This is a genomic window from Pseudomonas sp. KH_017 (genome assembly GCF_057840285.1).
The window spans coordinates 5873958-5900900 of record NZ_CM174509.1; the positions used below are offsets into that span (position 1 = coordinate 5873958).

Annotated in this window: 23 protein-coding genes; 12 read left to right on the forward strand and 11 right to left on the reverse strand. The window is 61.2% G+C overall.

Going from position 1 to position 26943, the window contains the following annotated elements:
- The first annotated feature begins 55 nt into the window (after positions 1 to 55).
- From AC3IT6_RS26825 to AC3IT6_RS26860, 8 genes are all read left to right on the forward strand, one after another.
- The gene (locus tag AC3IT6_RS26825; RefSeq protein ID WP_150759050.1) at positions 56 to 1996 is read left to right on the forward strand and encodes a putative nucleotidyltransferase substrate binding domain-containing protein; all 1941 of its coding nucleotides are present in this window, start codon (positions 56 to 58) and stop codon (positions 1994 to 1996) included.
- Positions 1993 to 2700 (forward strand): 3'-5' exonuclease, encoded by a 708-nt coding sequence (locus AC3IT6_RS26830; RefSeq protein WP_489353636.1) that lies wholly within the window; start codon positions 1993 to 1995, stop codon positions 2698 to 2700. The genes AC3IT6_RS26825 and AC3IT6_RS26830 overlap by 4 nt, the downstream gene beginning before the upstream one ends.
- Positions 2701 to 2926: 226 nt before the next feature.
- Positions 2927 to 3445 (forward strand): RNA polymerase sigma factor, encoded by a 519-nt coding sequence (locus AC3IT6_RS26835; RefSeq protein ID WP_223445551.1) that lies wholly within the window; start codon positions 2927 to 2929, stop codon positions 3443 to 3445.
- On the forward strand, positions 3442 to 4416 hold the full coding sequence (locus AC3IT6_RS26840) for a FecR domain-containing protein (protein WP_223445549.1): 975 nt from the start codon (positions 3442 to 3444) through the stop codon (positions 4414 to 4416). Before AC3IT6_RS26835 ends, AC3IT6_RS26840 begins: the two co-directional genes overlap by 4 nt.
- Positions 4417 to 4659: 243 nt before the next feature.
- Complete coding sequence (locus AC3IT6_RS26845) at positions 4660 to 7095, forward strand: TonB-dependent siderophore receptor (RefSeq protein ID WP_489353637.1); 2436 nt, start codon at positions 4660 to 4662, stop codon at positions 7093 to 7095.
- A 72-nt stretch (positions 7096 to 7167) separates the two neighbouring features.
- Positions 7168 to 8298, forward strand: coding sequence for a PepSY-associated TM helix domain-containing protein (locus AC3IT6_RS26850; protein ID WP_489353638.1), 1131 nt, complete (start codon positions 7168 to 7170; stop codon positions 8296 to 8298).
- A complete protein-coding gene (locus AC3IT6_RS26855; RefSeq protein WP_489353639.1) occupies positions 8295 to 8474 on the forward strand; it encodes a hypothetical protein in 180 nt (59 codons plus the stop codon). The genes AC3IT6_RS26850 and AC3IT6_RS26855 overlap by 4 nt, the downstream gene beginning before the upstream one ends.
- Positions 8475 to 8652: 178 nt before the next feature.
- Entirely contained in the window at positions 8653 to 9282 is a 630-nt protein-coding gene (locus AC3IT6_RS26860; RefSeq protein WP_489353640.1) for a glutathione S-transferase family protein, read from the forward strand.
- Between the two features lie 12 nt (positions 9283 to 9294).
- Here the strand turns inward: AC3IT6_RS26860 and rloA2 are convergent, their stop codons facing one another.
- The gene (gene rloA2 / locus AC3IT6_RS26865; protein WP_489353641.1) at positions 9295 to 9801 is read right to left on the reverse strand and encodes a retropepsin-like aspartic peptidase RloA2; all 507 of its coding nucleotides are present in this window, start codon (positions 9799 to 9801) and stop codon (positions 9295 to 9297) included.
- A 164-nt stretch (positions 9802 to 9965) separates the two neighbouring features.
- On the opposite strand from rloA2, the gene yihG reads away from it, so the two are divergent.
- Positions 9966 to 10853: a 1-acylglycerol-3-phosphate O-acyltransferase, YihG family gene (yihG, locus tag AC3IT6_RS26870; protein ID WP_489353642.1), complete on the forward strand. Its 888-nt coding sequence runs from the start codon at positions 9966 to 9968 to the stop codon at positions 10851 to 10853.
- 1 nt (position 10854) lies between these two features.
- On the opposite strand, the gene AC3IT6_RS26875 is transcribed toward yihG, so the two are convergent.
- The 9 genes from AC3IT6_RS26875 to AC3IT6_RS26915 all read right to left on the reverse strand — a co-directional run bounded on the left by AC3IT6_RS26875 (position 10855) and on the right by AC3IT6_RS26915 (position 21927).
- Positions 10855 to 11409, reverse strand: a complete 555-nt coding sequence (locus AC3IT6_RS26875; RefSeq protein ID WP_489353643.1) for a DUF2780 domain-containing protein — start codon at positions 11407 to 11409, stop codon at positions 10855 to 10857.
- Between the two features lie 270 nt (positions 11410 to 11679).
- The gene (gene fdhA / locus AC3IT6_RS26880) at positions 11680 to 12879 is read right to left on the reverse strand and encodes a formaldehyde dehydrogenase, glutathione-independent (RefSeq protein WP_150756169.1); all 1200 of its coding nucleotides are present in this window, start codon (positions 12877 to 12879) and stop codon (positions 11680 to 11682) included.
- Between the two features lie 202 nt (positions 12880 to 13081).
- Complete coding sequence (gene purU / locus AC3IT6_RS26885) at positions 13082 to 13939, reverse strand: formyltetrahydrofolate deformylase (RefSeq protein WP_007981374.1); 858 nt, start codon at positions 13937 to 13939, stop codon at positions 13082 to 13084.
- Between the two features lie 148 nt (positions 13940 to 14087).
- The gene (locus AC3IT6_RS26890) at positions 14088 to 14720 is read right to left on the reverse strand and encodes a sarcosine oxidase subunit gamma (RefSeq protein ID WP_489353644.1); all 633 of its coding nucleotides are present in this window, start codon (positions 14718 to 14720) and stop codon (positions 14088 to 14090) included.
- Between the two features lie 180 nt (positions 14721 to 14900).
- On the reverse strand, positions 14901 to 17918 hold the full coding sequence (locus tag AC3IT6_RS26895) for a sarcosine oxidase subunit alpha (protein ID WP_489353645.1): 3018 nt from the start codon (positions 17916 to 17918) through the stop codon (positions 14901 to 14903).
- Entirely contained in the window at positions 17915 to 18244 is a 330-nt protein-coding gene (locus AC3IT6_RS26900) for a sarcosine oxidase subunit delta (RefSeq protein ID WP_046039383.1), read from the reverse strand. Before AC3IT6_RS26900 ends, AC3IT6_RS26895 begins: the two co-directional genes overlap by 4 nt.
- A 156-nt stretch (positions 18245 to 18400) precedes the next feature.
- Complete coding sequence (locus tag AC3IT6_RS26905) at positions 18401 to 19651, reverse strand: sarcosine oxidase subunit beta (RefSeq protein WP_007947735.1); 1251 nt, start codon at positions 19649 to 19651, stop codon at positions 18401 to 18403.
- Between the two features lie 23 nt (positions 19652 to 19674).
- Positions 19675 to 20928 (reverse strand): serine hydroxymethyltransferase, encoded by a 1254-nt coding sequence (glyA, locus tag AC3IT6_RS26910; RefSeq protein WP_046039380.1) that lies wholly within the window; start codon positions 20926 to 20928, stop codon positions 19675 to 19677.
- A gap of 282 nt (positions 20929 to 21210) precedes the next feature.
- Complete coding sequence (locus AC3IT6_RS26915; RefSeq protein ID WP_489356684.1) at positions 21211 to 21927, reverse strand: TraX family protein; 717 nt, start codon at positions 21925 to 21927, stop codon at positions 21211 to 21213.
- A 144-nt stretch (positions 21928 to 22071) separates the two neighbouring features.
- On the opposite strand from AC3IT6_RS26915, the gene AC3IT6_RS26920 reads away from it, so the two are divergent.
- Positions 22072 to 23112: a threonine aldolase family protein gene (locus AC3IT6_RS26920; RefSeq protein ID WP_056726578.1), complete on the forward strand. Its 1041-nt coding sequence runs from the start codon at positions 22072 to 22074 to the stop codon at positions 23110 to 23112.
- A 205-nt stretch (positions 23113 to 23317) separates the two neighbouring features.
- The gene (locus AC3IT6_RS26925) at positions 23318 to 24142 is read left to right on the forward strand and encodes an SDR family oxidoreductase (RefSeq protein WP_489353646.1); all 825 of its coding nucleotides are present in this window, start codon (positions 23318 to 23320) and stop codon (positions 24140 to 24142) included.
- A gap of 119 nt (positions 24143 to 24261) precedes the next feature.
- Here the strand turns inward: AC3IT6_RS26925 and gbcB are convergent, their stop codons facing one another.
- Positions 24262 to 25362, reverse strand: coding sequence for a glycine-betaine demethylase subunit GbcB (gbcB, locus tag AC3IT6_RS26930; RefSeq protein WP_489353647.1), 1101 nt, complete (start codon positions 25360 to 25362; stop codon positions 24262 to 24264).
- 282 nt (positions 25363 to 25644) lie between these two features.
- On the opposite strand from gbcB, the gene gbcA reads away from it, so the two are divergent.
- Entirely contained in the window at positions 25645 to 26940 is a 1296-nt protein-coding gene (gbcA, locus tag AC3IT6_RS26935) for a glycine-betaine demethylase subunit GbcA (RefSeq protein ID WP_489353648.1), read from the forward strand.
- The last annotated feature ends 3 nt before the right edge of the window (positions 26941 to 26943 follow it).

Below are 26943 nucleotides of genomic sequence, written 5' to 3' on the forward strand. Positions count from 1 at the left end.
GGGGTCGACCATGTCTGGGTCATCCGACTACAACAATTCAAAAAAGACTGCGGTAATGGTTATGAGTAAAGCGGACGCCTTCACACAGGCAGGGAAAACCGCGGTGTTGCAGAACATCCAGGGTACGTTGCAATTCCTTCAGCGCTTCCCGCCCTTCAATCAAATGGAACACGCTCACCTGGCGTATCTGGTCGAGCAATGTCAGCTGCGTTTTTACGCCCCCGGCGAGAGCATCATCAAACCCGCCGACGGCCCGGTCGAGCACTTCTATATCGTCAAGCAAGGCCGGGTCGTAGGCGAGCGTCCGCATACGGCAAAAGGTGGCACCGAAACGGTCTTCGAGATCACCACCGGCGAGTGTTTCCCCCTCGCGGCATTGCTGGGTGAACGGGCGACCCGCACCGAGCACCTGGCCGGCGAAGACACCTTCTGCCTGCAATTGAACAAACCGGCGTTCGTCCGCCTGTTTTCGCTATCGGACACCTTCCGCAACTTCGCCCTGCGCTGCGTCAGCAGCCTGCTGGATCAGGTCAACCAGCAAGTGCAGCAAAAAGCCGTGGAAACCCTGGGCACCCAATACTCGCTCAATACCCGACTGGGCGAATTGGCCATGCGCCACCCGGTGACATGCGCCCCGCAGACACCGTTGCGCGAAGCCGTGACGTTGATGCACGAACAACAGGTCGGCAGCATCGTGGTGGTCGATGAACTCAAGGCGCCACTGGGGATTTTCACCCTGCGTGACCTGCGTCAGACAGTGGCCAACGGCAGCAGTGATTTCAACGAAGCCATCGAAGGGCACATGACCCGGGCGCCGTTCTTCCTGTCGCCGGATCACAGTGCATTCGACGCGGCGATTGCCATGACCGAGCGTCACATTGCCCATGTCTGCCTGGTCAAGGACCAACGCTTGTGCGGCGTGGTTTCCGAGCGCGATCTGTTTTCCCTGCAACGGGTCGACCTGGTGCACCTGGCGCGCACTATCCGCAATGCCCAGAAAGTGGAAAACCTGGTGGCGCTGCGGGGCGAAATCGGTCAACTGGTCGAGCGCATGCTGGCCCACGGCGCGTCTTCGACGCAGATCACCCACATCATCACCTTGCTCAACGACCACACCGTGTGCCGGGTGATCGAACTGACCCTCGCCGAAAAAGGCGACCCCGGCGTGCCGTTCAGCTGGCTGTGTTTCGGCAGCGAAGGCCGTCGCGAGCAGACCCTGCACACCGATCAGGACAACGGCATTCTGTTCGAAGCCAGGGATGCGGCCCATGCCGCCGAGATTCGCGGCAAGCTGCTGCCCATTGCCCAGCAGATCAACCAGAGCCTGGCGCTGTGCGGTTTCACCTTGTGCAAGGGCAATATCATGGCCGGCAACCCCGAGCTGTGTCTGTCCAGGGCCGAATGGGCACGGCGCTTTGCGGCGTTTATCCGCGAGGCCACCCCGGAGAACTTGCTGGGTTCGAGCATCTATTTCGATTTGCGCGTGGTCTGGGGCAGCGAGCAAGGCTGTGAGCAGTTGCGTCGGGGCATTCTCGATCAGGTCGGCGACAACCGTTTGTTCCAGCGCATGATGGCCGAGAACGCGCTGCGCAATCGCCCGCCCGTAGGACGTTTCCGCGAGTTCGTGCTGGCGCGCAAAAATGGCGAGAAGGCCACCCTGGACTTGAAGATCCAGGGCCTGGCACCCTTTGTCGACGGCGCCCGGTTGCTGGCCCTGGTCCACGGTATCGAAGCGAACAACACGCTGGAGCGTTTTCGCCAGTTGGTCGACAAGGAAGTCATCGACCCCCTGGACGGCGCCGCGTACGAAGAGGCCTATCACTTCATCCAGCAAACCCGCATGCAGCAACACCAACTACAGACCCGGGAGAATTTTCCTTACTCGAATCGGGTCGATCCCGACAGCCTCAATCATCTGGACCGGCGCATCCTGCGTGAGTCTCTGCGCCAGGCACAACGCCTGCAAAGCAGCCTGACCTTGCGGTATCAGTTATGAGCCTGTTTTCGTGGCTGCGCCCGCCGAGCCTTGCCCTGCCCGCCCACCTGCAACATCGGCTGGAGCAATTACCGACGGCTGCCGACCTGGCGCAGTGCAGCCTGCGCGAGCAGCGCTGGGTGGTGCTCGATCTGGAAACCACCGGCTTGAACCTGAACAAGGACCACGTGTTGTCCATCGGCGCAGTGGTGATCGAGGACGGGGCCATCGACTTTCGCCAGCAGTTCGAACGCACCCTGCAATATCCGCAAGTGAAACTCGGCCCCAGCGTGCTGATCCATGGCATTGGCCCCAGCGCCATTGCAGCGGGCAGCGACCCGGCAGAAGCACTGCTCGACCTGATGGAGTACATCGGGGACAGTCCGGTGCTGGCCTTCCACGCGCCGTTTGACCAGCACATGCTCGGCCGTGCGCTGAAAGATCATCTGGGTTTCAAATTGCAGCATCCATTTCTGGATGTGGCGGACATTGCGCCGCTGCTATGCCCCCAGGCGCACATTCGCGAGGCCGGGCTGGACGACTGGATCGACTGGTTCAAGCTCGAAGTCTTCGAGCGCCACCACGCCAGCGCCGATGCCTTGGCCACCGCTGAACTGGCGCTGATCCTGTTCAGCCGTGCGCGGCAGCAGCAGATTCATAGCCCGTTGAATCTGCAACAGCGCTTGAATCAGTGGAGACGCCGGCAGCAGGCGCCGTCCTTCTGACCCATACGCCATCCCTGTAGGAGCGAGCCTGCTCGCGAAAATCGTCAACGGTGACACGTTTTTCTGGCAAGACCGAGGTGTCAGATAGTTTTTCGCGAGCAGGCTCGCTCCTACAGGGGCCGTCGCCTAATTCCCACCCGACCAACGCCAATTGCTTACCTCCCTCGCCTCTGCCACAATCGCGAACAATTCTCGTTAGTTAATATTTCCCAATCGGTGATGCGGCGTGTCGTCAGTCCCAAGCCCTCAAAGTGAGCTCGTCGGTGCGTTATATCGCGACCATCGCGATTGGCTATTGGCCTGGCTTCGACGCAACGTCGCCTGCCCGCAGCGGGCCGAAGACCTGAGCCAGGACACTTTCGTGCGTTTGCTGGGCCGTGAGGAACTGAAGGCACCGCGCGAGCCGCGGGCGTTTCTGGTGGCGATCGCCAAGGGCCTGCTGTTCGACTATTTCCGTCGCGCCGCGCTGGAACAGGCCTACCTCACCGAGCTGATGCTGATTCCCGAAGCCGAACAACCGTCGGCGGAAGAACAGCAAATGATCCTCGAAGACCTGAAAAACATCGACCGCTTGCTAGGCAAGCTATCCAGCAAAGCCCGGGCGGCGTTCCTCTACAACCGCCTCGACGGCCTCGGCCACGCAGAAATTGCCGAGCGCCTCGGTGTGTCGGTGCCGCGGGTGCGCCAGTACCTGGCCCAAGGCATTCGTCAGTGCTACATCGCGCTGTATGGTGAGCCGACATGAATCCACTCAGTTCCAAACCGGTATCGGCCAACGTGCTGGACGCGGCGATTGCCTGGCAGTTGTCCATGGACTGCGCCAACCCGGTAGAGCGCGAAGAGTTCGCCAAGTGGCACGCGGCCCACGAAGAGCACGCCCGCGCCTGGCGCCAGTTGGGCATGCTCGACCAGCGTTTCAGCGTGGCCAGCGGCCCGGCCCGCACGGCCTTGCTGCAATCGCGCGAAGGTATTCGCCGGCGAGTGCGCAAGCTTGGCAACGGTGTCGCCAGCGTCGTTGCCGTGATCGGCCTGGCCCTGTTCGCCGGGGATCGTTACCTGCCGATCGACTATTGGCTGGCCGACCAGCGCACCGCCGTTGGCGAGCAGCGCACCCTGCGCCTGGCTGACGGCACGCTGATCAATCTCAACACCCACAGCGCGCTGGATGTGCGTTTCGATGAAAAGCAGCGGCGCATCGTGCTTCAGGAAGGCGAAATCCTGGTTGAAACCGGCCATGGAGATCCCCGGCCGTTCATCGTCGAAACCCGCGAAGGCAGCATGCGCGCGCTGGGTACGCGGTTTCTGGTCAAGCGCGAGGAAGACGGAACGCGCTTGAGCGTATTGCAGTCGGCGGTGGCGGTTCACCCTGAGTCCACCCCTGATGAACAGATCCTGCGCGAAGGCCAGCAGGTGCTGATCCGCAAAAACGGCCTGGGTCCGGTTCTGGCCGTCAACCTCGGCGCGGATGCCTGGACCCGCGGCATGCTGGTGGTGGACAACACGCGGCTGGAAGACCTGGTGCATGAAATCGGCCGCTATCGAAACGGTTACGTCGGGGTCGCACCGGAAGTGGCCGACCTGCGCATCACCGGCAGCTTCCCGCTGCGCGACACCGACCTGGCACTCAATGCCCTGCTGCCAACCCTGCCGGTGCAGATCGAACAGCACACGCAATGGTGGGTAAAGGTCGTGGCCAAGGCTGATACCAAACCCTGAAAAACTTTGTGTCTGATCGGCCGTCATCGCGAGCAAGCTCGCTCCCACATTTTGAAATGCATTCCAATGTGGGAGCGAGCTTGCTCGCGATGGCGCCGTTCGACTCCCCGCAAAAACCGTTTTGACCCAATACCAGCCGCAACCGACTTCTGAATCGAAATTATTTTCATCCAGCCCTATCACTTTTTGATTTTCGTTCGGCACACAGGCAATTGAGAAATGTTTCCATTCAGGAGCCGCTGTATGCCTCGTTCGCTAGACTCCCTGTTGCGCCGCAGTTTGCTGGCAGTCGCCATTGCCCTTTGCACCCCGTTGGCCAGTAGCCAACTGGTCGCCGCTGAACAGGTGTCCAGCGTCCGCGCCTACAACCTGCCGCCCGCGCCGTTGGCCAGCACCCTGAACCAGATTGCCAGCCAGGCCGGTTTGGCCCTGTCGCTGAATCCATCCCTGGCGGCGGGCAAGACCTCGGCGCCGGTCAAAGGCCAGTTCGACGCAGCCGGCGCCCTGCGCGAAGCCCTGCGTGGCACCGGGTTGCAACTGGAGCTGAGCAGTGCGGGCACCTATAACCTGGTGGCCGTGCCCGAGGGTGTGATGGACCTGCCGGCCACCAGCGTGATCGGCGTGCAAGACACTGAAAGCGCCTGGGGCCCGGTACAGGGCTACCTGGCCAAGCGCACCGCTGCCGGCACCAAGACCGACACCGCGCTGGTCGAAGCGCCGCGTTCGATTTCGGTCGTCACTCGTGAGCAGATGGACGACCGCAACGCGCACACCCTCGACGATGCCGTACGCTACTTGCCGGGCATCACCTCCAGCAGCTTCGGCAGCGACACCCGCGCCGACTGGTTGCGCGTGCGGGGTTTCGAGCCGACTCAATTCCTCGACGGCCTGCCACTGCCAAAGGGTGTGTACTCCAACCCGAAACAGGAAACCTGGAACCTCGACCGCCTGGCGCTGCTTCGCGGCCCGGCCTCCTCGGTGTACGGCCAGACCCCGCCGGGCGGCCTGCTGGACATGGTCAGCCGTCGCCCAAGTGCTGAAGCCAGCAGCGAGATCCAACTGCAATACGGCAGCGACAATCATCGCCAGATCAACTTCGCCAGCACCGGCAAGATCGACGACGAAGGCCAGTTCCTGTACAGCCTCAGCGGCGTGCTGCGCGACGGCGGCACGCCCATCGACCACATCGATGACAAGCGCTACAACATTGCGCCCAGCCTGACCTGGAACATCGGCGAAGACACCAAATTCACCCTGCTCACGCAGTTCACCCGTGACGATACCGGTATCACCAGTCAGTTCTATCCGATCCAGGGCACCAAGATCGACATGCCGTTCGGCGATATCTCCCACCACAAGAACCTGGGTGACCCGAACTACGACTTCTACGACCGCACCTACTACGCGCTGGGTTATGCCTTCGAACACCGCCTGAACGATGTCTGGCAGTTCCGCCAGAACCTGCGCTACACCAAGTCGGAGCTGTCGTTCCAGGCCGTGACCGTCAATAGCTACGGCCCCTCTTACGGGTCTATTGTTGACGATCAGGGCAACACCGGCCGTGGCACCACCAATGTCGACGAAGACATCGCCCAATTCGCCGTGGACAACAACTTCCAGGGCGACTTCGTCACCGGCGACGTCAGTCACACCTTGCTGATCGGCCTGGACCACCAGCGCAACACCACCAACTACCTCTCGATCTTCGGCACCGCGCCGGGCATCAACGTCAACGACCCGATCTATGGTTTGCCGATCGAACGTCCGGCACGCTCCACGGCGTTCTACGACTACGAGCAGAAGACCCAGCAGACCGGCCTGTACATCCAGGACCAGATGGCCCTCGGCCAATGGCGCCTGACCCTCGGCGGTCGTGAAGACTGGGTCCACACCGGTACCACGTTCTTCAACAAGGGCGATGCCACCAACACCGAACGCGACAAGAACTTCAGCGGCAACGCAGCGATCAGCTACGTGTTCGACTCGGGCTTCGTGCCCTACCTGTCCTACGCCGAATCGTTCCAGCCGACCAGCAATGCCGTCGCCTCGCCGACCGAGTCGTTCAAGCCGACCGAAGGCAAGCAATGGGAACTGGGGATCAAGTACCAGCCACCGGGCAGCAACACCCTGCTGACGGCGGCTGTGTATGACCTGACCCAGAAAAACGTTTCCGTCACCAACAACGTGGGCAACGTGACAGTCACCAGCCAGACCGGCGAAGTGAAAGTCAAAGGCCTGGAGCTGGAAGCGGTTTCCGACGTGACCGAAAACCTCAAGGTCACCGCTGCCTACACCCTGGCCAAATCCGAAGTGCAAGAGGGCATCTACAAGGGCAATCGCCTGCAACTGATGCCTAACCAGCAAGCGTCGGTGTGGGGCGACTACACCTGGCACAACGGCGTGCTGGACGGCTTCGGCATCGGTGCCGGCGCGCGCTATACCGGCAATACCTATGGCGACCAGGCCAACACCTGGCTGGGCAAGGCCGACGCCTACACGGTGTTCGACGCAGTGGTTCACTACGACCTCGGTCGCCTGGACAACAGCCTCAAAGGCGCTTCGCTGGCCGTTAACGCAACCAACCTGTTCGACAAGGACTACATCTCGACTTGCGACAGCTACTACTGCTACTACGGCGACCAGCGCAGTGTCGTCGCAAGTGCAACCTACAAGTGGTAACGCGTTGAGCTGACACGCCCAATGACCAGGCCGTCCTTTGTGGGCGGCTTTGGTTTTTCTGAAGGCTATGAAATGAAAAGTAAAACAATTCGCCGCTGGTCCGCTGTTCATACCTGGACCAGCCTGATTTGTACGGTGTTCCTGTTGCTGCTGGCACTGACCGGCCTGCCGTTGATCTTTCACCACGAGATCGACCACTTGCTGGGCGATGCGCCTGATGTGAAGGAAATGCCGGCGGACACCCCGCGCCTGAATTTGCAGCAGTTGGTGGAAGCGGCCGAGAAGCATCGCCCCGGCGAAGTCATGCAGTATTTCGGCTTCGAGGACGATGAGCCCAACGCGGTGCTGACCATCATGGCCGCGACCGCGGGCACCGAGCCGAACTCGTCCCATACCTTCATGCTCGACGCCCGTACCGGCGAAGCGCTGGAGACGCCATCGGCCAACGGCGGTTTCATGATGACCATGCTGCGCCTGCACGTGGACATGTTCGCCGGCTTGCCGGGCAAGTTGCTGCTGGCGTTCATGGGGATTCTGTTCGTGGTGGCGATCGTTTCCGGCACGGTGTTGTACTTGCCGTTCATGCGCCGCTTGAAGTTCGCCACCGTGCGCCAGGACAAATCCGCGCGCCTGCGCTGGCTCGACCTGCATAACCTGATCGGTGTGGTGACGTTGACCTGGGCCCTGGTGGTCGGCGTGACGGGTGTGATCAGTGCCTGCGCCGACCTGATCATTGCCGCCTGGCGCAACGACAGCCTGAGCGCGATGATCGCACCGTACCGCGATGCGCCACCGCTGACGCAACGGGCGCCGGCCACCCGTCTGCTCGACATCGCCAGGGACGTTGCGCCGGGCATGCAGCCAGACTTCATCGCCTTCCCCGGCACGCGGTTTTCCAGCGAGCACCATTACGCGGTGTTCATGAAAGGCAGCACGCACCTGACCTCGCACCTGCTGACGCCGGTACTGATCGACGCCAGCACCCTGCAAGTCACTGCCGTGGCCGAACGACCGTGGTACATGGACGCCATGGGCATGTCGCAACCGCTGCACTTCGGTGACTACGGCGGCATGCCGATGAAGATCCTCTGGGCGACCCTGGATGTGCTGACCATCATCGTGCTCGGCAGCGGGGTCTACCTGTGGGTGGTACGGCGCAAGGCTGCCAGGCCGGTGCTGGAAAAAGCGGAGAGCGTGGCATGAAGCCCCGGCAGTCGAACTTCTGGAAAGTGTTTGCCGTTCCGACCGTCATCGCGGTGCTTGGCGCGGCTGGGTTGTTTGCCGCGTTGCTCGGGGATGGTGTTTGGGATTCGCTGAGCTGGTTGGGGCTGGGCATCCCGGCTGTGCTAGCCCTACGCGGCCTCCTGCAACACCGCTGATCCCTTGTGGGAGCGGGCTTGCTCGCGAAGAGGCCGTCAGCCTCAGCATCAATGTTGGCTGACACACCGCTTTCGCGAGCAAGTCGAATCGTCGCACCGCCGCTCCCACAGGGTTCGGTTTGAGGTAATGCCCCAACGCGCTATGCTGCCCGACACTGCCACCGACCGAGACACTGCCATGTCCGCCCCGAGCATGACCCTGTACCACAACCCGCTCTCTCCCTTCGTTCGCAAAGTCATGGTGCTGCTGCACGAAACCGGCCAGCAAAACCGCGTGGCGTTGCAGACCAGCGTGCTCACCCCGGTCAATCCGGACTTGACCCTGATCGAAGATAACCCGCTGAGCAAAATCCCGGCACTGCGCCTGGCCGACGGCAACATCATCCACGACAGCCGGGTCATCCTCGACTACCTCGACCACCAGCACGTCGGCAACCCGCTGATCCCCCGCGAAGGTTCGGCCCGCTGGCGGCGCCTGACCCTCGCGTCGCTGGCCGACGGGATCATGGACGCGGCCGTACTGGTGCGCTACGAAGTCGCCCTGCGCGCCCCGGAGAAACACTGGGACGAATGGCTCGACGGCCAGCGCGACAAGATCCGTCGCGCCCTGGCATTGCTGGAAAAGGACGCGATTGCCGAGCTGACCTGCCACTTCGACGTAGCCGCGATCAGCGTGGCCTGTGCACTGGGTTACCTGGACCTGCGCCATCCGGATCTGGACTGGCGCACAGCGAATCCGCAACTTGCAGCGTGGTATTTCGAGGTGAGTCAGCGGCCTTCGATGATTGCGACGATGCCGAAGGTTTAAGCCTTCAAAAGATCAGCAATCCGGCTTGTCGGCCGTAAACCGCCGAGCCGGATTCACCGCCGCCCCAAACTCACGCAACGCCTTCGCGCCAATCAGCAACGGGTAGTTGAAGCTGCTGCGGTCAGTCAGGTTGACCTCGACCGTGCGCTTGACGTTACCCAGGCACAGCTCCAGATCGACCACCGGACGCTTGGTGGGTGCGATCACTTCACTGTCTTCCTCTTCCTCTTCGGAACGGGTCTTGATCTTGCTGATGCGCGCGACCTTGTGCTCGTAGACCTTGTTGCTCGCGTCCTTGGTGGCCAAGCGGAAGCGCACCCATTCTTCACCATCGCGGGTAAAGGTTTCGATGTCCTTGGCCGACAGCGACGCGGTCAGGGCGCCGGTGTCCATTTTCGCCTTGAGGACCTGCCCGCCGATTTCCGGCAGGGCGATGTATTCGTAACGCCCATAGAGGGTCGGCTCGGCGGCCATGACCGGCAGGGCGATGAGGGAGAGCACTGCAATGAGGGATTTCACGTAATGGGTTTCCATGAGAGTGAGCAGTCGGATTTTAGACCGTCGTTCGCTTGATCGTTCCCACAAGGTTACCGACCCAAAAGTGAAACATTCGTCAGCACCGATTTGGCCTGCCACCCGAAGCTGCTTATCATGACGCGCCCAACCGTTTCCACGAGTGACTTATGCGCCGCCTGCTCACCGGCTGTTTCGTGACCCTGCTGCTTGTGCTCAATACCCTGTTCCTGATCGGGCCGTTGATGGTGTTTGCCCTGCTCAAACTGGTCCTGCCCGGCCGCTTTCGCGATTACGCCTCCTGGTCGGTGATGTGGATCGCCGAGACCTGGTCCGAGATCGACAAGCTGATCTTCCGTGTCTGTATCCCTACCCAATGGGACATCCGTGGCGGTGACGATCTGCGTCGCGACACTTCATATCTGGTGATCAGCAACCATCAATCCTGGGTCGACATCCCGGCGCTGATCCAGACGCTGAACCGGCGTACGCCGTTCTTCAAATTCTTCCTCAAGAAAGAACTGATCTGGGTGCCCTTCCTGGGCCTGGCGTGGTGGGCGCTGGATTACCCGTTCATGAAGCGCTACAGCAAAGCCTTCCTGGCCAAACACCCGGAACTGGCCGGCAAGGATCTGGAGATCACCAAACAAGCTTGCGAGCTGTTCAAGCGCCAACCGGTGACGGTGGTCAATTACCTCGAAGGCACTCGCTTCACGGCAGCTAAATCTGCCCGGCAACAGTCACCGTTCAATCGCCTGCTCAAGCCCAAGGCCGGCGGCGTGGCGTTTGTGCTGGCAGCGATGGGCGAACAGCTGGACGCGATTCTCGATGTGACGGTGGTTTACCCGCAGCAGAAGATTCCGGGGTTCTGGGACTTGATCAGCGGCAATGTGCCGAGGGTTATCATCGATATCCAGACCCGCGAACTCGACCCGGCGTTGTGGCAGGGCGATTACGAAAACGATCCGCTGTTTCGCGAAAAAACCCGGAACTGGGTCAACCAGCTCTGGATCGAGAAGGATCAGCGCATCGACGCCTTGCGCGCCGGGCGCCGCTGAATCAGCTACCAGTGCCGGCACCCCAGATCCCGCCCAGGCTGCTCAGCAGCGAACCGCCGACACCCTGCTGGCCGAGGTATTGCAGGAGCACCGGGGTAAACAGGCCGATCATGCCGCTGTCCATGCCCAGGGCGCTGAAGGCGTTGTTCAGGTCGTTGGTGTTCTTGACGTTACCCAGGGCATTGTCCAGTCCTGCAGCTTTGCCACTGGAGCCGAGCAGACCGGCCAGTGCACCCAACTCACCGCCGCCCGAGAGCATGTCGATGCCCGGTACGCTTTTGGCCAGTTCCGAGTAGTCGTTCGAACTCAACTGGTTCTTCGCCAGCCCCAGCATCGCCCCGGCGCCGCCGATGGCTTGTTGTGGCGTGATGTTCAATTCACTGAGGGTGCTTAGCAGGTCGGCTGTCTGCGGCGTCGGTTCGGCAGTCGCGGCCGCGTCACCGCCCTTCATGCCCGAAATCGCATTGGCCGCGTCGTTCAGGCTGAACTGTGCAAAAGCCGGGCTGGCGGACAGTGCCAACAGCGAAGCCAGTGCAATACCGCGTGAAATCTTCATCCAGACATCCTCTTGTGCCATGAAACCATCCGAAAACCGGCGGTAAAACTCCCGGTTTGACCGGGCATCCTCAATCATGTTCCTTGCCGCGCATCCGTTTTTACACAGGTCAGGTAGATGAAACGTGAAACACCGGATGCCACGCGATGAATGGCACGACTGAGCGCCCGGCGGGGCCGGTATTGAATCAGGAACCCTGGCAGCCGTTTGAAAAAGATATCCAAACAAAAACGGCGACCCGAAGGTCGCCGTTTTGTATTACGCAAAGACTTACGCCGCGCTGAACATCTTGTGCGGATCGATCACAAACTTCTTCGGCACGCCGGCATCGAACTCGCCATAACCCTGCGGCGCCTGATCCAGGCTGATCACCTGAACGCCCACCACTTCGGCGATGTTGATGCGGTCCCACATGATCGCCTGCATCAACTGGCGGTTGTACTTCATCACCGGGGTCTGGCCGGTGTGGAAGCTATGGGACTTGGCCCAGCCCAGGCCGAAGCGGATGCTCAGGCTGCCCATTTTCGCGGCAGCGTCGACAGCGCCCGGGTCTTCGGTCACGTAGAGGCCGGGGATGCCGATCTTGCCTGCCACACGCACCACGCCCATCAGCGAGTTGAGCACGGTGGCCGGAGCTTCGTGTTTCACGCCGTCATGGCCATGGCCACGGGCTTCGAAGCCTACGGCGTCGATGGCGCAATCCACTTCCGGTTCGCCCAGCAGTGCGGCGATCTGTTCGTGCAGCGGGGTATCGAGTGACAGGTCGGCGATTTCGAAACCCTGCGCCTTGGCGTGGGCCAGGCGAACGGTGTTGACGTCACCGATGATCACCACCGCCGCACCCAGCAGGCGAGCGGATGCGGCCGCCGCCAGACCGACCGGACCGGCACCAGCGATGTACACGGTGCTACCCGGGCCGACACCAGCGGTCACTGCGCCGTGATAGCCAGTCGGCAGGATGTCGGAGAGGCAGGTCAGGTCGCGGATTTTCTCCATGGCCCGGTCGCGATCCGGGAGTTTCAGCAGGTTGAAGTCGGCGTACGGCACCATGGCGTATTCGGCCTGACCACCGGTCCAGTCGCCCATGTCGACGTAACCATAAGCACCACCCGGACGCGCCGGGTTGACGCTCAGGCAAACACCGGTGTGCATTTCTTTGCAGGAACGGCAGCGCCCGCAAGCCACGTTGAACGGTACGGACACCAGGTCGCCGATGTTCAGGTTCTCGACGTCGCTGCCCTTCTCGATCACTTCGCCAGTTATCTCGTGGCCCAGCACCAGGCCGGTTTGCGCCGTGGTACGCCCGCGCACCATGTGCTGGTCGGAACCACAGATGTTGGTGGAAACCACACGCAGGATGACGGCGTGGTTAATCTTCCTGCCGCGCGGGTCCTGCATTTTCGGATAATCAATACTCTGCACTTCGACCTTGCCAGCGCCGAGATACACCACACCACGATTGCCAGACATGCTTTCACCTCGCTGTTGTTTTTATGAAACCGCGTTGCCCAGGCAGGCAGCGCGTTAAGTACTCGGGTTATTGCCTGTGTGTCTTGTGTTGCTTGTAAGGGTCCCATCGCGAGCAAGCTCGCTCCCACAGTGGACCGGGGCGGACACTAGGTTTGTAAACGACACAAAACCCTGTGGGAGCGAGCTTGCTCGCGATGGCGATTTAAAGAACAACCGTACGATTGGCGTTCAAAAACACTCTTCTCTCAATGTGATACCCAACGGCCCTGGCCAGGGTCAGCCCTTCGATATCCCGCCCCTTGGCGATCAAATCTTCCGGGTAATGGCTGTGGTCCACTGCCTCCACACCCTGGGCAATGATCGGGCCTTCATCCAGGTCGTTGTTGATGTAATGCGCCGTGGCGCCCACCAGTTTCACGCCCTTGTTGTAGGCCTGGTGATAGGGCTTGGCGCCCTTGAAACCCGGCAGCAGGGAGTGATGAATGTTGATCGCCTTGCCATCGAGCTTGCGGCACAGTTCCGGCGACAGCACTTGCATGTAGCGCGCAAGGATCACCAGTTCGGCGCCGGATTCTTCGATGACCTGCCACACCTGACGCTCTTGCGACGGTTTGTCGTTCGGATCCAGCGGGAAGTGGTAGTACGGAATCTGGTGCCAGTCAGCCAGTGGCTTGAGGTCCGGGTGGTTGGAGACCACGGCGGCCACGTCCATCGACAACTGGCCGATGCGCTGGCGATAGAGCAAGTCGTTGAGGCAGTGATCGGCCTTGGAAACCATGATCACCACTTTCGGCCGGTAGTTCGGCGCGGTCAGTTCGAAGATCATGCCAAAGGCTTCACCGCGCTCGGCGAGGCCCGCGCGGAAGGACTGCTCGTCGAAACCGTCAGGCTGGCGGAACTCCACACGAATGAAGAATCGGCCCGAGAGCCGGTCATCGAAGGAATGGTGCTCGGTGACGTAGCAGCCCTGCTCGAACAGAAAGCGGGTCACCGCGTCCACGGTGCCGAGCACGCTGGGGCAGTCGGCGGTCAGAATCCATGTGTCTGGGGCGCGGCTCATAGTGCGGTGACTCCTTTGAAAACGGGAGATGCCTCCTGTAGGAGCGAGCTTGCTCGCGAAGGACTTCAGGACGACGCGTTAAATCAGGAAGCACGCGTTATCGTTGACGTTTTTCGCGAGCAAGCTCGCTCCTACAGTTGATCGGTAGTCAAGCCTGGACGCTGAGGCCGTATTCAGCCGCTGCATCCTGCAGCCACAGCCACCAGTAATCCGAGAAGCTGCGACGAATCAGCAGTTCCCAGGTGTCTTCGGCGGTGTGACGGATCATCAGTTGCGACTTGGCGAACACCGTGCCGACGGCTTTGCCCACCGGGAAGTTGTTCGGGTGCACGTCGTAGCTGGTGGATTTCATCAGCACCTGGCGCACGTTCGGGCCGCTCAGTTCGAGGACTTGCTGGCCACCGCTGACGTTGACGATTGCAATGTGCAAATCGCCCAGCGCTTCGCGCAGTTTTTGCTCGGCGGCCAGTTCTTCACCGGTCGGCACGATCAGCAGCCACTCATCCGGCCCCATCCATTGCAGGCTGGTTTCGCCTTTGACGATGACGCTCAGCGCGCCAGGCAATTCGATGCCCAGGGCCTTGTGCACGCCTGCGGCGAATGCCGCGTCGTGGCCATCGCCCCGGATGGTCAGGTGGCCGAGGAGTTTTTTCTCACGCACGATCACGCCGGCGTTCTTGCGACCCTTGCCCACCAGGCTGGCGAGGTCGGCGTGATGCAGCGACGACTCGGCCTTGGCCCCGGAGGTTGGGCGTTGTTGGTAAACATTGGCTGCGGTCATAAAGCACCTTTCCTGAATTCTGTTGGTTCCGGCCCTTGTGGTGGCTGTACCGCCGCCTTCGCGAGCAAGGCGAATCGTCGCACCGCCGCTCCCACATTCGACCGCATTCCCCTGTGGGAGCGGGCTTGCTCGCGAATGGGCCGACTCGGTGTCATTGCCCATCCACAAGCCTTGAAGCCATCAAACGTTCTGGCGTTCGCCCTTCGGATCGAAGAACACCGAAGAAACAATCTCCGCCTCGATCACGCTGCCATCCGCCAGCGGTGCAAACACACGCTCGCCCATGCGGTTCAGGCCGCCCTTGACCACGCCCATGGCAAACGAATAGCCCAGGGAGTTGTGCAGGTAACTGGAAGTCACGTGACCAACCATGGTCATCGGGATGGCTTGCTTGGTGTTGAACACCAGTTGCGCACCTTCCGGCAGCCATTTGTTCGGATCGATCGGCTTCAGGCCAACCAGTTGCTTGCGCTGATCACGCACACAGTCTTCACGGTTCATGCCACGCCAGCCGATCCACGAGAATGGTTTGGTGCGACCGACACACCAGCCCATATTCAGGTCGTCCGGGGTCATCGAGCTGTCAGTGTCCTGACCGACGATGATGAAGCCCTTCTCGGCCCGCAGCACGTGCATGGTTTCAGTGCCGTACGGGGTCAGGTTGTACTTCTTGCCAGCATCGACGATTTTTTCCAGCACGCCCATGGCGTAGTCGGCTTGCACGTTGACTTCGTACGACAGTTCACCGGTAAACGAAATCCGGAATACCCGCGCCGGCACACCACCCACCAGACCTTCTTTCCAGGTCATGAACGGGAAGGCTTCGTTGCTCAGGTCGATGTCGGTGACTTCAGCGAGCAGCTTGCGGCTGTTCGGCCCGGACAAGGTCATGGTCGCCCAGTGGTCGGTGACGGAGGTGAAGTACACCTTCATGTCCGGCCATTCAGTCTGGTGGTACAGCTCCAGCCACTGAAGTACGCGAGCGGCGCCGCCAGTGGTGGTGGTCATGACGAAATGGTTGTCGGCCAGGCAAGCCGTCACACCGTCGTCGAAGACCATACCGTCTTCTTTGCACATCAGGCCGTAACGGGCCTTGCCCACATCGAGCTTGGTCCAGGCGTTGGTGTAGACGCGGTTGAGGAACTCACGCGCATCCGGGCCCTGGATGTCGACCTTGCCCAGGGTCGAAGCGTCCAGCAGGCCGACGCTGTCGCGCACAGCTTTGCATTCGCGCTTCACCGCGGCATGCAGGTCTTCACCGGACTTCGGGAAGTACCAAGGACGTTTCCACTGGCCGACGTCTTCGAACTCGGCGCCGTTTTTCAGGTGCCATTGATGCAGCGCGGTGTAACGCACCGGCTCGAAGATGTGCCCACAGTGACGACCGGCCACGGCGCCGAAAGTCACCGGCGTGTAGTTCGGACGGAACATGGTGGTGCCCATCTGCGGGATGGTCACGTTCAGCGAGCGGGCAGCGATGGCCAGGCCGTTGACGTTGCCAAGCTTGCCCTGATCGGTGCCGAAGCCCAGGGCGGTGTAGCGCTTGACGTGCTCGACCGACTCGAAGCCCTCGCGGGTCGCCAGTTCGATAGCGGCGGCGGTGACGTCGTTCTGCAGGTCGACGAATTGCTTCGGCGCCCGTGCGGTGTTCTTTTCGTGGGGCACCTGGAACAGCGCCAGGGTCGGCTCTTCGAGACGGCTCAGGGCTTTGGGCAGCACGCCTTCGACCGATTGGAAGCCGGCTTCGGCAGCAGCGCGAACGCCGCCTTCAAAACCGTCGGCCAGGGAATCGCCGAGACCGTAGACGCCGTTGATGCCACCGACGCACACGCGTTTCTGCGGTGCTTCACCCGGTACGAAACCGAGGATGTCTTCGCGCCAGATCGGCTTGCCACCCAGGTGCGAAGCCAGGTGAACCACCGGGCTGTAGCCACCGGAGCTGGCGACCACGTCGCAGTCGAGCCATTCGCCCGGGCTGGTCACGGTGTGGGCTTTGACATCGATGGCGGCCACACGGGCAGCGGTCACGTGCTTGCTGCCACGGGCCTCGATCACGGCGCTGCCGGTAAGGATGCGGATGCCTTTGGCGCGGGCTTCTTCCACCAGCGCACCACGCGGGTTGCTGCGAGCGTCGGCGATGGCCACCACTTGCAGGCTGGCATCGAGCCAATCCAGGGCAACGCGGTAGGCGTGGTCGTTGTTGGTCGACAGCACCAGCTTCTTGCCCGGAGCCACGCCGTAACGACGCACGTAGGTCGAGATGGCGCCGGCGAGCATGTTGCCCGGCACGTCGTTGTTGCCGTAGACCAGTGGACGCTCGTGAGCGCCGGTTGCCAGTACCACGCGAGTGGCGCGGACCCGGTGAATGCGCTGACGCACCTGGCCAATCGGTGCGCGGTCGCCGAGGTGATCGGTGAGGCGCTCGTGAATGGTCAGGAAGTTGTGGTCGTGGTAGCCGTTGACGGTTGCGCGCGGCAACAGCAGCACGTCCGGGGTGTTCTTCAGTTCGTCGATGACGCTGGCCACCCACTCCATCGCAGGCTTGCCGTCGAGGCTTTCGCGGGAGTCGAGCAGGCTGCCGCCGAACTCTTCCTGTTCGTCAGCCAGGATCACACGGGCACCGCTGCGCGCAGCGGCCAGTGCAGCGGCCAGACCTGCAGGGCCGGCACCGACGATCAGCACATCGCAGTGCTGGTTCATGTAGTCGTAGGTGTCCGGATCGTTCTCGGTCGGCGAGCGGCCCAGGCCGGCAGCCTTGCGGATGTACTTCTCGTAGGTCATCCAGAACGATTGCGGGTACATGAAGGTTTTGTAGTAGAAGCCCGGTGGCATCAGCTTGCCGCCGACCTTGCCGAGAATCCCCATCATGTCGTTGTTCACGCTCGGCCAGCCGTTGGTGCTGGTGGCGACCAGGCCTTGATACAGCGCCTGTTGCGTGGCACGCACGTTCGGGATCTGCGTGGCTTCGGTGGCGCCGATCTGCAGCACTGCGTTCGGCTCTTCAGCGCCCGCAGCGAAGATGCCGCGCGGACGGGAATACTTGAAGCTGCGACCGATGATGTCGACGCCGTTGGCCAGCAGTGCAGCGGCCAGGGAATCGCCTTCGAAGCCTTTGTAGTTCTGGCCGTTGAAGGTGAAGGTCAAGACTTTGTTGCGGTCGATCCGTCCGCCGTTGGACAGGCGATTGATCTGGCTCATACCTTCTCTCCCAGAGCCGTGCTGGCCGCTTTCGGGCTATCGGTCTTGTCGGTGAATTGTGGCTTGGTGCCGATCTTGTAGGTTTCGAGAATCTCGTAGGTCACGGTGTCGCGGGTGACGTTGAAGTACTGACGGCAACCGGCGACGTGATCCCACAGCTCGTGGTGCAGACCGCGCGGGTTATCGCGGAAGAACATGTAGTCGCCCCACTCCTCGTCGGTGCAGGTGTTCGGATCCAGTGGACGCGGGATGTGCGCCTGGCCGGATGCATGGAATTCCTCTTCGGAGCGCAGTTCGCCGCAGTGAGGACAGAAGATATGCAACATGGGGATTTCTCCTATCAAGCGCCGTGAAAACGTAGCGAGCGAAGGCAAGACAAGGCAAAAACAGGGGAGAAAGCGGAGCTTAGTTTACTAAGTGAGCATTTCGAGCCTGTTTTTAACGCCGTATTGCCGAGCGCAGTAGTTTTCATGGGGCCTTTGTTAGTGGGCGACCGCAGCAGCGCCATGTTCATCGATCAACGCACCGTTGTGGAAACGGTCGATGGAGAAAGGTGCGGCCAATGGGTGCATTTCACCCTTGGCCAGGCTCGCGGCAAACACGTTGCCCGAGCCAGGTGTGGCCTTGAAGCCGCCGGTGCCCCAACCGCAGTTGAAGAACATGTTCGGTACCGGGGTTTTCGAAATGATCGGGCAGGCATCCGGCGTGGTGTCGACGATGCCGCCCCACTGACGGTTCATGCGTACCCGCGACAGCACCGGGAACATCTCGACGATGGCCTGGATGGTGTGCTCGATCACCGGGTAAGAACCACGCTGGCCGTAGCCGTTGTAGCCGTCGATACCGGCGCCGATCACCAGGTCGCCCTTGTCGGACTGGCTGATGTAACCGTGTACGGCGTTGGACATGATCACGCTGTCGATAATCGGCTTGATCGGCTCGGACACCAGCGCTTGCAGCGGGTGGGATTCGATCGGCAGGCGGAAACCGGCGAGCTTGGCCATGTGCCCGGAGTTACCGGCGGTCACTACGCCGACGCGCTTGGCGCCGATGAAGCCCTTGTTGGTTTCAACGCCGATGCACACGCCGTTTTCCTTGCGGAAACCGATCACTTCGGTCTGCTGGATCAGGTCCACGCCGAGGGCGTCGGCGGCCCGGGCAAAGCCCCAGGCCACGGCATCGTGACGGGCCACGCCGCCGCGACGCTGGACGGTAGCGCCCATCACCGGGTAGCGAGTGTTCTTGGAGCAGTCGAGGTACGGAATCTCGTCGGCAACCTGTTTGGCATCGAGCAGCTCACCGTCGACGCCGTTGAGGCGGTTGGCGCTGACCCGACGCTCGGAATCACGGATGTCCTGCAGGGTGTGGCACAGGTTGTAGACGCCGCGCTGGGAGAACATCACGTTGTAGTTCAGGTCCTGGGACAGGCCTTCCCACAGTTTCATCGCGTGTTCGTACAGGTGCGCCGACTCGTCCCACAGGTAGTTGGAGCGAACGATGGTGGTGTTGCGCGCGGTGTTACCGCCGCCCAGCCAGCCTTTCTCGACCACGGCCACGTTGGTGATGCCGTGTTCCTTGGCCAGGTAGTAGGCCGTGGCGAGACCATGCCCGCCACCACCGACGATGACCACGTCGTAGACCTTTTTAGGAGTCGGCGTGCGCCACATTTTCTGCCAGTTTTCATGATGGCTGAGAGAGTGTTTGAAGAGGCCGAAGCCCGAGTAGCGTTGCATAGTCATTTACTCCAAAACCGCACTCAGCGATAAACCGGGAAGTCCGCGCACAGGGCTGCCACTTGCTCGGCGACATTGGCCTCGACATCGGCGTCGCCGAGGTTGTCGAGGATGTCGCAGATCCAGCCGGCCAGCGTGACGCACTGGGTCACCTTGAAGCCGCGAGTGGTGACCGCCGGGGTGCCGATGCGCAGGCCGGAGGTCACGAACGGCGACTGTGGATCGTTCGGGACAGCGTTCTTGTTCACAGTGATGTGGGCGCGACCGAGTGCTGCATCCGCCTCTTTGCCGGTCAGGCCCTGACGGATCAGGCTGACCAGGAACAGGTGGTTGTCGGTACCGCCGGACACTACATCGTAGCCGCGTTTGATAAACACGCCGGCCATGGCCTGGGCGTTGTCGATCACTTGCTGCTGGTAAACCTTGAAGCCAGGCTCCAGCGCTTCCTTGAAGCACACTGCCTTACCGGCGATCACGTGCATCAGCGGGCCGCCCTGGGCACCCGGGAAAACTGCCGCGTTGAGCTTCTTCTCGATTTCTTCGTTGGACTTGGCCAGGATCAGGCCGCCACGCGGACCGCGCAGGGTCTTGTGGGTAGTGGTGGTGACCACATCGGCGTAAGGCAGCGGGTTCGGATACAGGCCGGCAGCGACCAGACCGGCCACGTGGGCCATGTCGACGAACAGCAGCGCACCGACCTTGTCGGCGATCTGGCGGAAGCGCGGGAAGTCGAGGGTCTTGGAGTAGGCCGAGAAGCCGGCAACGATCATCTTCGGCTTGCACTCGACGGCCAGGCGCTCGACTTCGTCGTAATCGATCAGACCGGTCTTGGTGTCGATGCCGTACTGCACGGCGTTGTACAGCTTGCCCGAGGACGACACTTTGGCGCCGTGGGTCAGGTGACCGCCGTGGGCCAGGCTCATGCCGAGGATAGTGTCGCCGGCTTGCAACAGGGCCAGGTATACGGCGCTGTTGGCCGAAGAACCGGAGTGTGGCTGCACGTTGGCGTAATCGGCGCCGAACAGTTGCTTGGCGCGCTCGATGGCCAGGGCTTCGACCTTGTCGACGTGCTCGCAGCCACCGTAGTAGCGCTTGCCCGGATAGCCTTCGGCATATTTGTTGGTCAGGCCGCTGCCTTGCGCTTCCATCACGCGCTTGCTGGTGTAGTTCTCCGACGCGATCAGCTCGATGTGATCTTCCTGACGTTGCTCCTCGGCATTCATCGCCGCCAGCAGTGCATCGTCGTAACCCTGGATCTGGTCTTGCTTGCTGAACATCGCGTCTCTCCCAGCGGCGGTGGTGCGCCATTCGTCTCGGTGAGGCACTGGCGTTTCGGCAGTGCCCTTTGGTAGCGATGGTATGACTGGCTTGGAGTCGTCAAATGCCTACGGGCGCCACGCAAAGGTGCGTTTACGACATGGCGGGAAATGGCATGCCGAACACAAACCTCAAATCAGCATGGATCCCTTGTGGGAGCGGGCTTGCTCGCGAAGAACGATTACGCGGTCTGTCTGAAATACCGCAGTGCCTTCTTCGCGAGCAAGCCCGCTCCCACAGGGTCAGGCGATGACCTGTCGCACTGCGAGCAACACCAGGAAATGCAAGGGATACAGCGCATACGCCCAGCGCCGCATCGGTGGTGGTTTTACGCCCTTTGCATGTCGCAACAAGAACAGCCCGAGCCATGGCGCAATCAGGCACATGACGATGGCCGGAATCGCCGCGACATTGCCCAGGCGAGTGGCGTGATACAGCACCTGCCACTGATTGGCCGCCAGGCATACCAACCCCGCCAACAGTGCGAAGTACCAGGGGCGTTGCAGTACCAGCAGCATCGCCAGCGGCAACAGCACGCCAAAGAACCCGAACATCAATCGCTGGGAGAAATACCCTGCCAGCAACACCGCGCCAACGGCCAGCAGACGCGACGCCAGCACCGGCTGCTGCCAGCCACGAATCACCAACAAGCCCAGGGCAAGGGTGGGCAGCACGTTCAAGGTGTCGGGATTGGGAATGTACATCCGGTAAGGAATTTCACTCACCGCGCTAAACAGCAACAACCACCCCAGATAGCGCCATTGCCCAGCGCTCACCACAACAGGCTTGCGCGCCAGATTGGCCGCCATCGCCAGACAGAACCACGGAAACGCCAAACGCCCCGGCACATACAACAGATCGGCGGAATAACCGACATATCGCAGGTGATCGAGCACCATACTCAACAGCGCCAGCCACTTGAGTAGATCCAGTGCTCCGTCGCGCTGCTTTAAGTGCATCGTCACGTGCATAATTGCCCTTCGACCGTGTATTTTCCCGACAGCGACATCCTGTGCGCTCCACCTGACGATCTTGGGTACAGTGCGCACCCTCATTGACCACGGGACGCTTCACCATAGGCATCTCGACCACGGAAGCAGGCCATGACCGACAAGAGCCAACAATTCGCCAGCGACAACTATTCCGGCATCTGCCCTGAAGCCTGGGCTGCCATGGAACAGGCCAACCACGGCCACCAGCGCGCATACGGCGACGACGAGTGGACCGCCCGCGCCTCCGACGGATTCCGCAAACTGTTCGAAACCGACTGCGAAGTGTTTTTTGCCTTCAACGGCACCGCCGCCAACTCGCTGGCGCTGTCGTCGCTGTGCCAGAGTTACCACAGCGTGATCTGCTCGGAAACCGCCCACGTCGAAACCGACGAATGCGGCGCCCCGGAATTCTTCTCCAACGGCTCCAAACTGCTGATCGCCCGCACTGAAAACGGCAAGCTGACCCCGGAATCGATCCGCGAGGTCGCGCTCAAGCGCCAGGACATCCACTACCCGAAACCCCGCGTCGTGACCCTGACCCAGGCCACTGAAGTCGGCAGCGTCTACACCCCGGACGAAATCCGCGCCATCAGCGCCACCTGCAAAGAGCTGGGCCTGAACCTGCACATGGACGGCGCACGCTTCTCCAACGCCTGCGCATTCCTCGGCTGCACTCCGGCCGACCTGACCTGGAAGGCCGGCGTCGACGTGTTGTGCTTTGGCGGCACGAAAAACGGCATGGCGGTGGGCGAGGCGATTCTGTTCTTCAACCACAAACTGGCCGAAGACTTCGATTACCGCTGCAAACAGGCCGGGCAGCTGGCGTCGAAAATGCGCTTCCTGTCGGCGCCGTGGGTCGGGATCCTGGAAAACGACGCCTGGCTTAAATACGCCAACCACGCCAACCACTGTGCGCAATTGCTCGCAGAGCTGGTCAGCGACATTCCCGGCGTGGAGCTGATGTTCCCGGTACAGGCCAACGGCGTGTTCCTGCAATTGTCGGAGCCGGCCATCGCCGCACTGACCGCCAAGGGCTGGCGCTTCTACACCTTCATTGGCAACGGCGGCGCACGCTTCATGTGCTCGTGGGACACCGAGGAAGAGCGGGTGCGGGAACTGGCGCGGGATATCCGTGAAGTGATGTCCCACTAAAACTCTGGTTTACACCGCCCCCCCCTGTGGGAGCGAGCTTGCTCGCGATGAGGCCAGCACATCCAACATTGATGTCAACTGACACTCCGCTATCGCGAGCAAGCTCGCTCCCACAAAAGCCAACACCATATCCCCCAGTTGCTTGCCCCTCGTCTACATTGTTTGTCGAGCCTGTGCTCACATAACAACAATCAGGAGCGTCAGCATGTCATTGCAAGGCAAAACCCTGTTCATCACCGGCGCCAGCCGCGGCATCGGCCGCGAAATTGCGCTGCGGGCCGCACGCGATGGGGCCAACATCGTGATCGCCGCCAAAAGCGCCGAACCTCACGCCAAACTGCCGGGCACGATTTTCAGCGTGGCCCAGGAAGTGGAAGCCGCTGGCGGCAAGGCGCTGGCCTTGCAGGTGGATGTGCGTGAAGAGGATGCCGTACGTGCGGCGCTGGCCCAGGCCAACGAACATTTCGGTGGCATCGATGCACTGATCAACAACGCCGGGGCGATCAAGCTGACCGGGGTCCAGCACCTCGAACTCAAGCGCTTCGACCTGATGCACCAGATCAACACCCGCGCCGTTCTGCTGTGCAGCCAGGCTGCGTTGCCGTACCTGAAGAAGTCCGGCGGCCACATCCTCAACCTGTCCCCGCCGCTGAACCTGGCCACCAAGTGGTTCGCCCAATACAGCCCCTACACCGTGACCAAGTACGGCATGAGCATGCTGACTTTGGGCATGAGTGAGGAATTCAAGAACTACGGGATCAGCGTCAACTCGCTATGGCCACAGACGATGATTGCCACAGCGGCCATCGAGTTTCAGCTAGGGTCGAGGGAATCGTTCAAGCATGCGCGCTTGCCTGCGATCATGGCCGATGCCGCTCATGTGATTCTGAGCAGCAGCGGGCGCAGCCTGACCGGGCGTTTGCTGATTGATGAGGAGATACTGCGGGAAAGTGGTGTGACGGAGTTCGAACACTATCGGTTCGCGCCGGACAGCAACGACAAGCTGATGACGGATCTGTTTATTGACTGAAACACCATTCAATGTGGGAGCGGGCTTGCTCGCGAAAGCGTCGGATCAGTCAACATTGATGTTGAATGACACACCGCCTTCGCGAGCAAGCCCGCTCCCACAGGGTTCCGTGGTGTTTATCAAAATTCGATCCGCACATCCCCCTTCGGCACACTGCAGCACGACAGGATGAACCCTTCCGCTTCGTCTTCCTCGGTGATCCCGCCGTTGTGCTCCATCTCAACTTCGCCGCCCAGCTTCAACACCTTGCAAGTCCCGCAAATCCCCATGCCGCAGGCTTTCGGAATCATCAGGCCGACCTTGGCCGCCGCGGCATGCACGGTCTCGCCCGGAGCCACGCGGATGCTCTTGCCGGAGGCGGTGAATTCCACTTGATGCAAGTCCGCGGCGTCGACTTCCGGTGCCTCGGCCGCTTGTTCGGCGTGTTCCACTGCGTCAGCGCGCGCCTCTGGCGGGGTCGCACCGAAGGATTCTTCGTGATAACGCGACATGTCGAAGCCAGCGGCTTCCAGCAAGCGTTTGACCGCATTCATATACGGTGTCGGGCCGCAGCAGAATACCTCGCGCTCAAGGAAGTCAGGCGCCATCAATTCAAGCATTCTGTGGTTCAGGTAACCGCGATAACCGGCCCAGGGCTCACCCATACCGTGCTTCTCGCAGATCAGGTGCAGGCTGAAGTTGTCGATCCGCGACGCCATGTGTTCCAGCTCACGGTGGTAAATGATGTCTTTAGGCGAACGGGCGCTGTGGATAAACACCATGTCGACATTGCCGTTGGTGTCGTAGAACCAGCGCGCCATGGACATGACCGGCGTGATACCAACGCCGCCGCTGAGGTAGAGCACCTTCGGCGCGGTGAAGTCCATGGCATTGAACAGCCCGACCGGCCCGTGCACCGCCAGCTCCTGGCCTTCGTGCAGGGTGTCGTGCAACCAGTTGGACACCTTGCCGCCCGGCACGCGCTTGATGGTCACCGAAAAGCTGTACGGCACCGATGGCGAGCTGGAAATGGTGTACGAACGCATGATCGGCTGGCCTTCAATCTCCAGCTCCAGGGTGACAAACTGCCCCGGCTTGAAGAAGAACAGGATCGGCTGGTCGGCCATGAAGCAAAAGGTGCGCACATCCCAGGTTTCCTGGATGACTTTGACGCAACGGACGATGTGTCGACCATTGGCCCAGGTCTGGGTGGTTACCGGGTTCAGGAAGCTGTTGGACATGCTGATCTCCACGGCCGACTGCCGGCCTTCATGTTGGCGATTCTGCGTATAGCGCGAACCATCCATTTACCTATCTGCGACATTGACATGCTTATCGCGACCAGCCCCCAGCTACCGGGGCTTGCGCGTCGGGAACAGATTGCACCATGTCGCCCATGGATAAGGTTCTGGCCAGCGCCGGCCCCACACTCGCTTCAACAGATAACTGCTGTTTTTTGTCTTGCGTCGCACAACCGTAGCCACATTTCGCCGGCCACACAGAATGGCCTTGAGGATTAAACGATGGACGTCACTACTACCCTGAGCCTGGGCGATCCGCTGGAACCCGCACGCAAGGCCACCGCACAGATGCTGCAAGAGCGCGAGCGCACGTTCTCGCTGCCGCAGCCGTTTTACTCCGACGAACGCCTGTTTGATATCGACATGCAGGAAATCTTTCAGAAAGAGTGGTTGATCGCCGGCATGACCTGCGAGATCCCGACCAAGGGCAACTACCTGACCCTGCAGATCGGCAAGAACCCGATCATCGTGATCCGCGGCGCCGAAGGCGTGGTGCATGCGTTCCATAACGTCTGCCGCCACCGTGGCTCGCGCCTGTGCACCAGCGACAAGGGCAAGGTCGCCAAGCTGGTCTGCCACTACCACCAGTGGACCTACGAACTCGACGGTCGCCTGCTGTTCGCCGGCACCGAAATGGGCGCCGACTTCGACATGAACCAGTACGGCCTCAAGCCGGTTAACGTGAAGACCGCCGGCGGCTACATCTTCATCAGCCTGGCGGAAAACCCGCCGGCCATCGATGACTTCCTGTCGACACTGAACCATTACATGGAACCGTACGACATGGAAAACACCAAGGTGGCGATCCAGACCACCTTGTTCGAAAAAGCCAACTGGAAACTGGTGCTGGAAAACAACCGCGAGTGCTACCACTGCAACGCGTCGCACCCGGAACTGTTGAAAACCCTGCTGGAATGGGACGACGTCACCGACCCGCGCGCCGACCAGGCGTTCAAGGACCACGTAGCCGCCTCCGCCGCTGCGTGGGAAGCCGAGAAGATCCCTTACGCCCACGCCAGCTTCGGCCTGCGTAACCGCATCGTGCGCATGCCGCTGCTCAAGGGCACCGTGTCGATGACCATGGACGGCAAGCAGGGCTGCGCCAAGCTGATGGGCCGCATCCAGAACCCGGACCTGGGCTCGATGCGCATCCTGCACCTGCCGCACTCGTGGAACCACTGCATGGGCGACCACATCATCGTGTTCACCGTGTGGCCGATCAGCGCCCAGGAAACCATGGTCACCACCAAGTGGATCGTGCACAAGGACGCGGTCGAAGGCGTGGACTACGACGTGGAGCGCATGCGCCAGGTCTGGGACGCCACCAACGATCAGGACCGTCGCCTGGCCGAAGAGAACCAGCGCGGCATCAACTCCACCGCGTACCAGCCTGGGCCGTACTCCAAGACTTATGAGTTTGGTGTGGTGAACTTTGTGGACTGGTACAGCGAGCGCCTGCTGAGCAATCTTGGGGCCGAGCCTGCGCCGTACCTCAAAGGGGTTCCGGTTCAGGGTTAAATC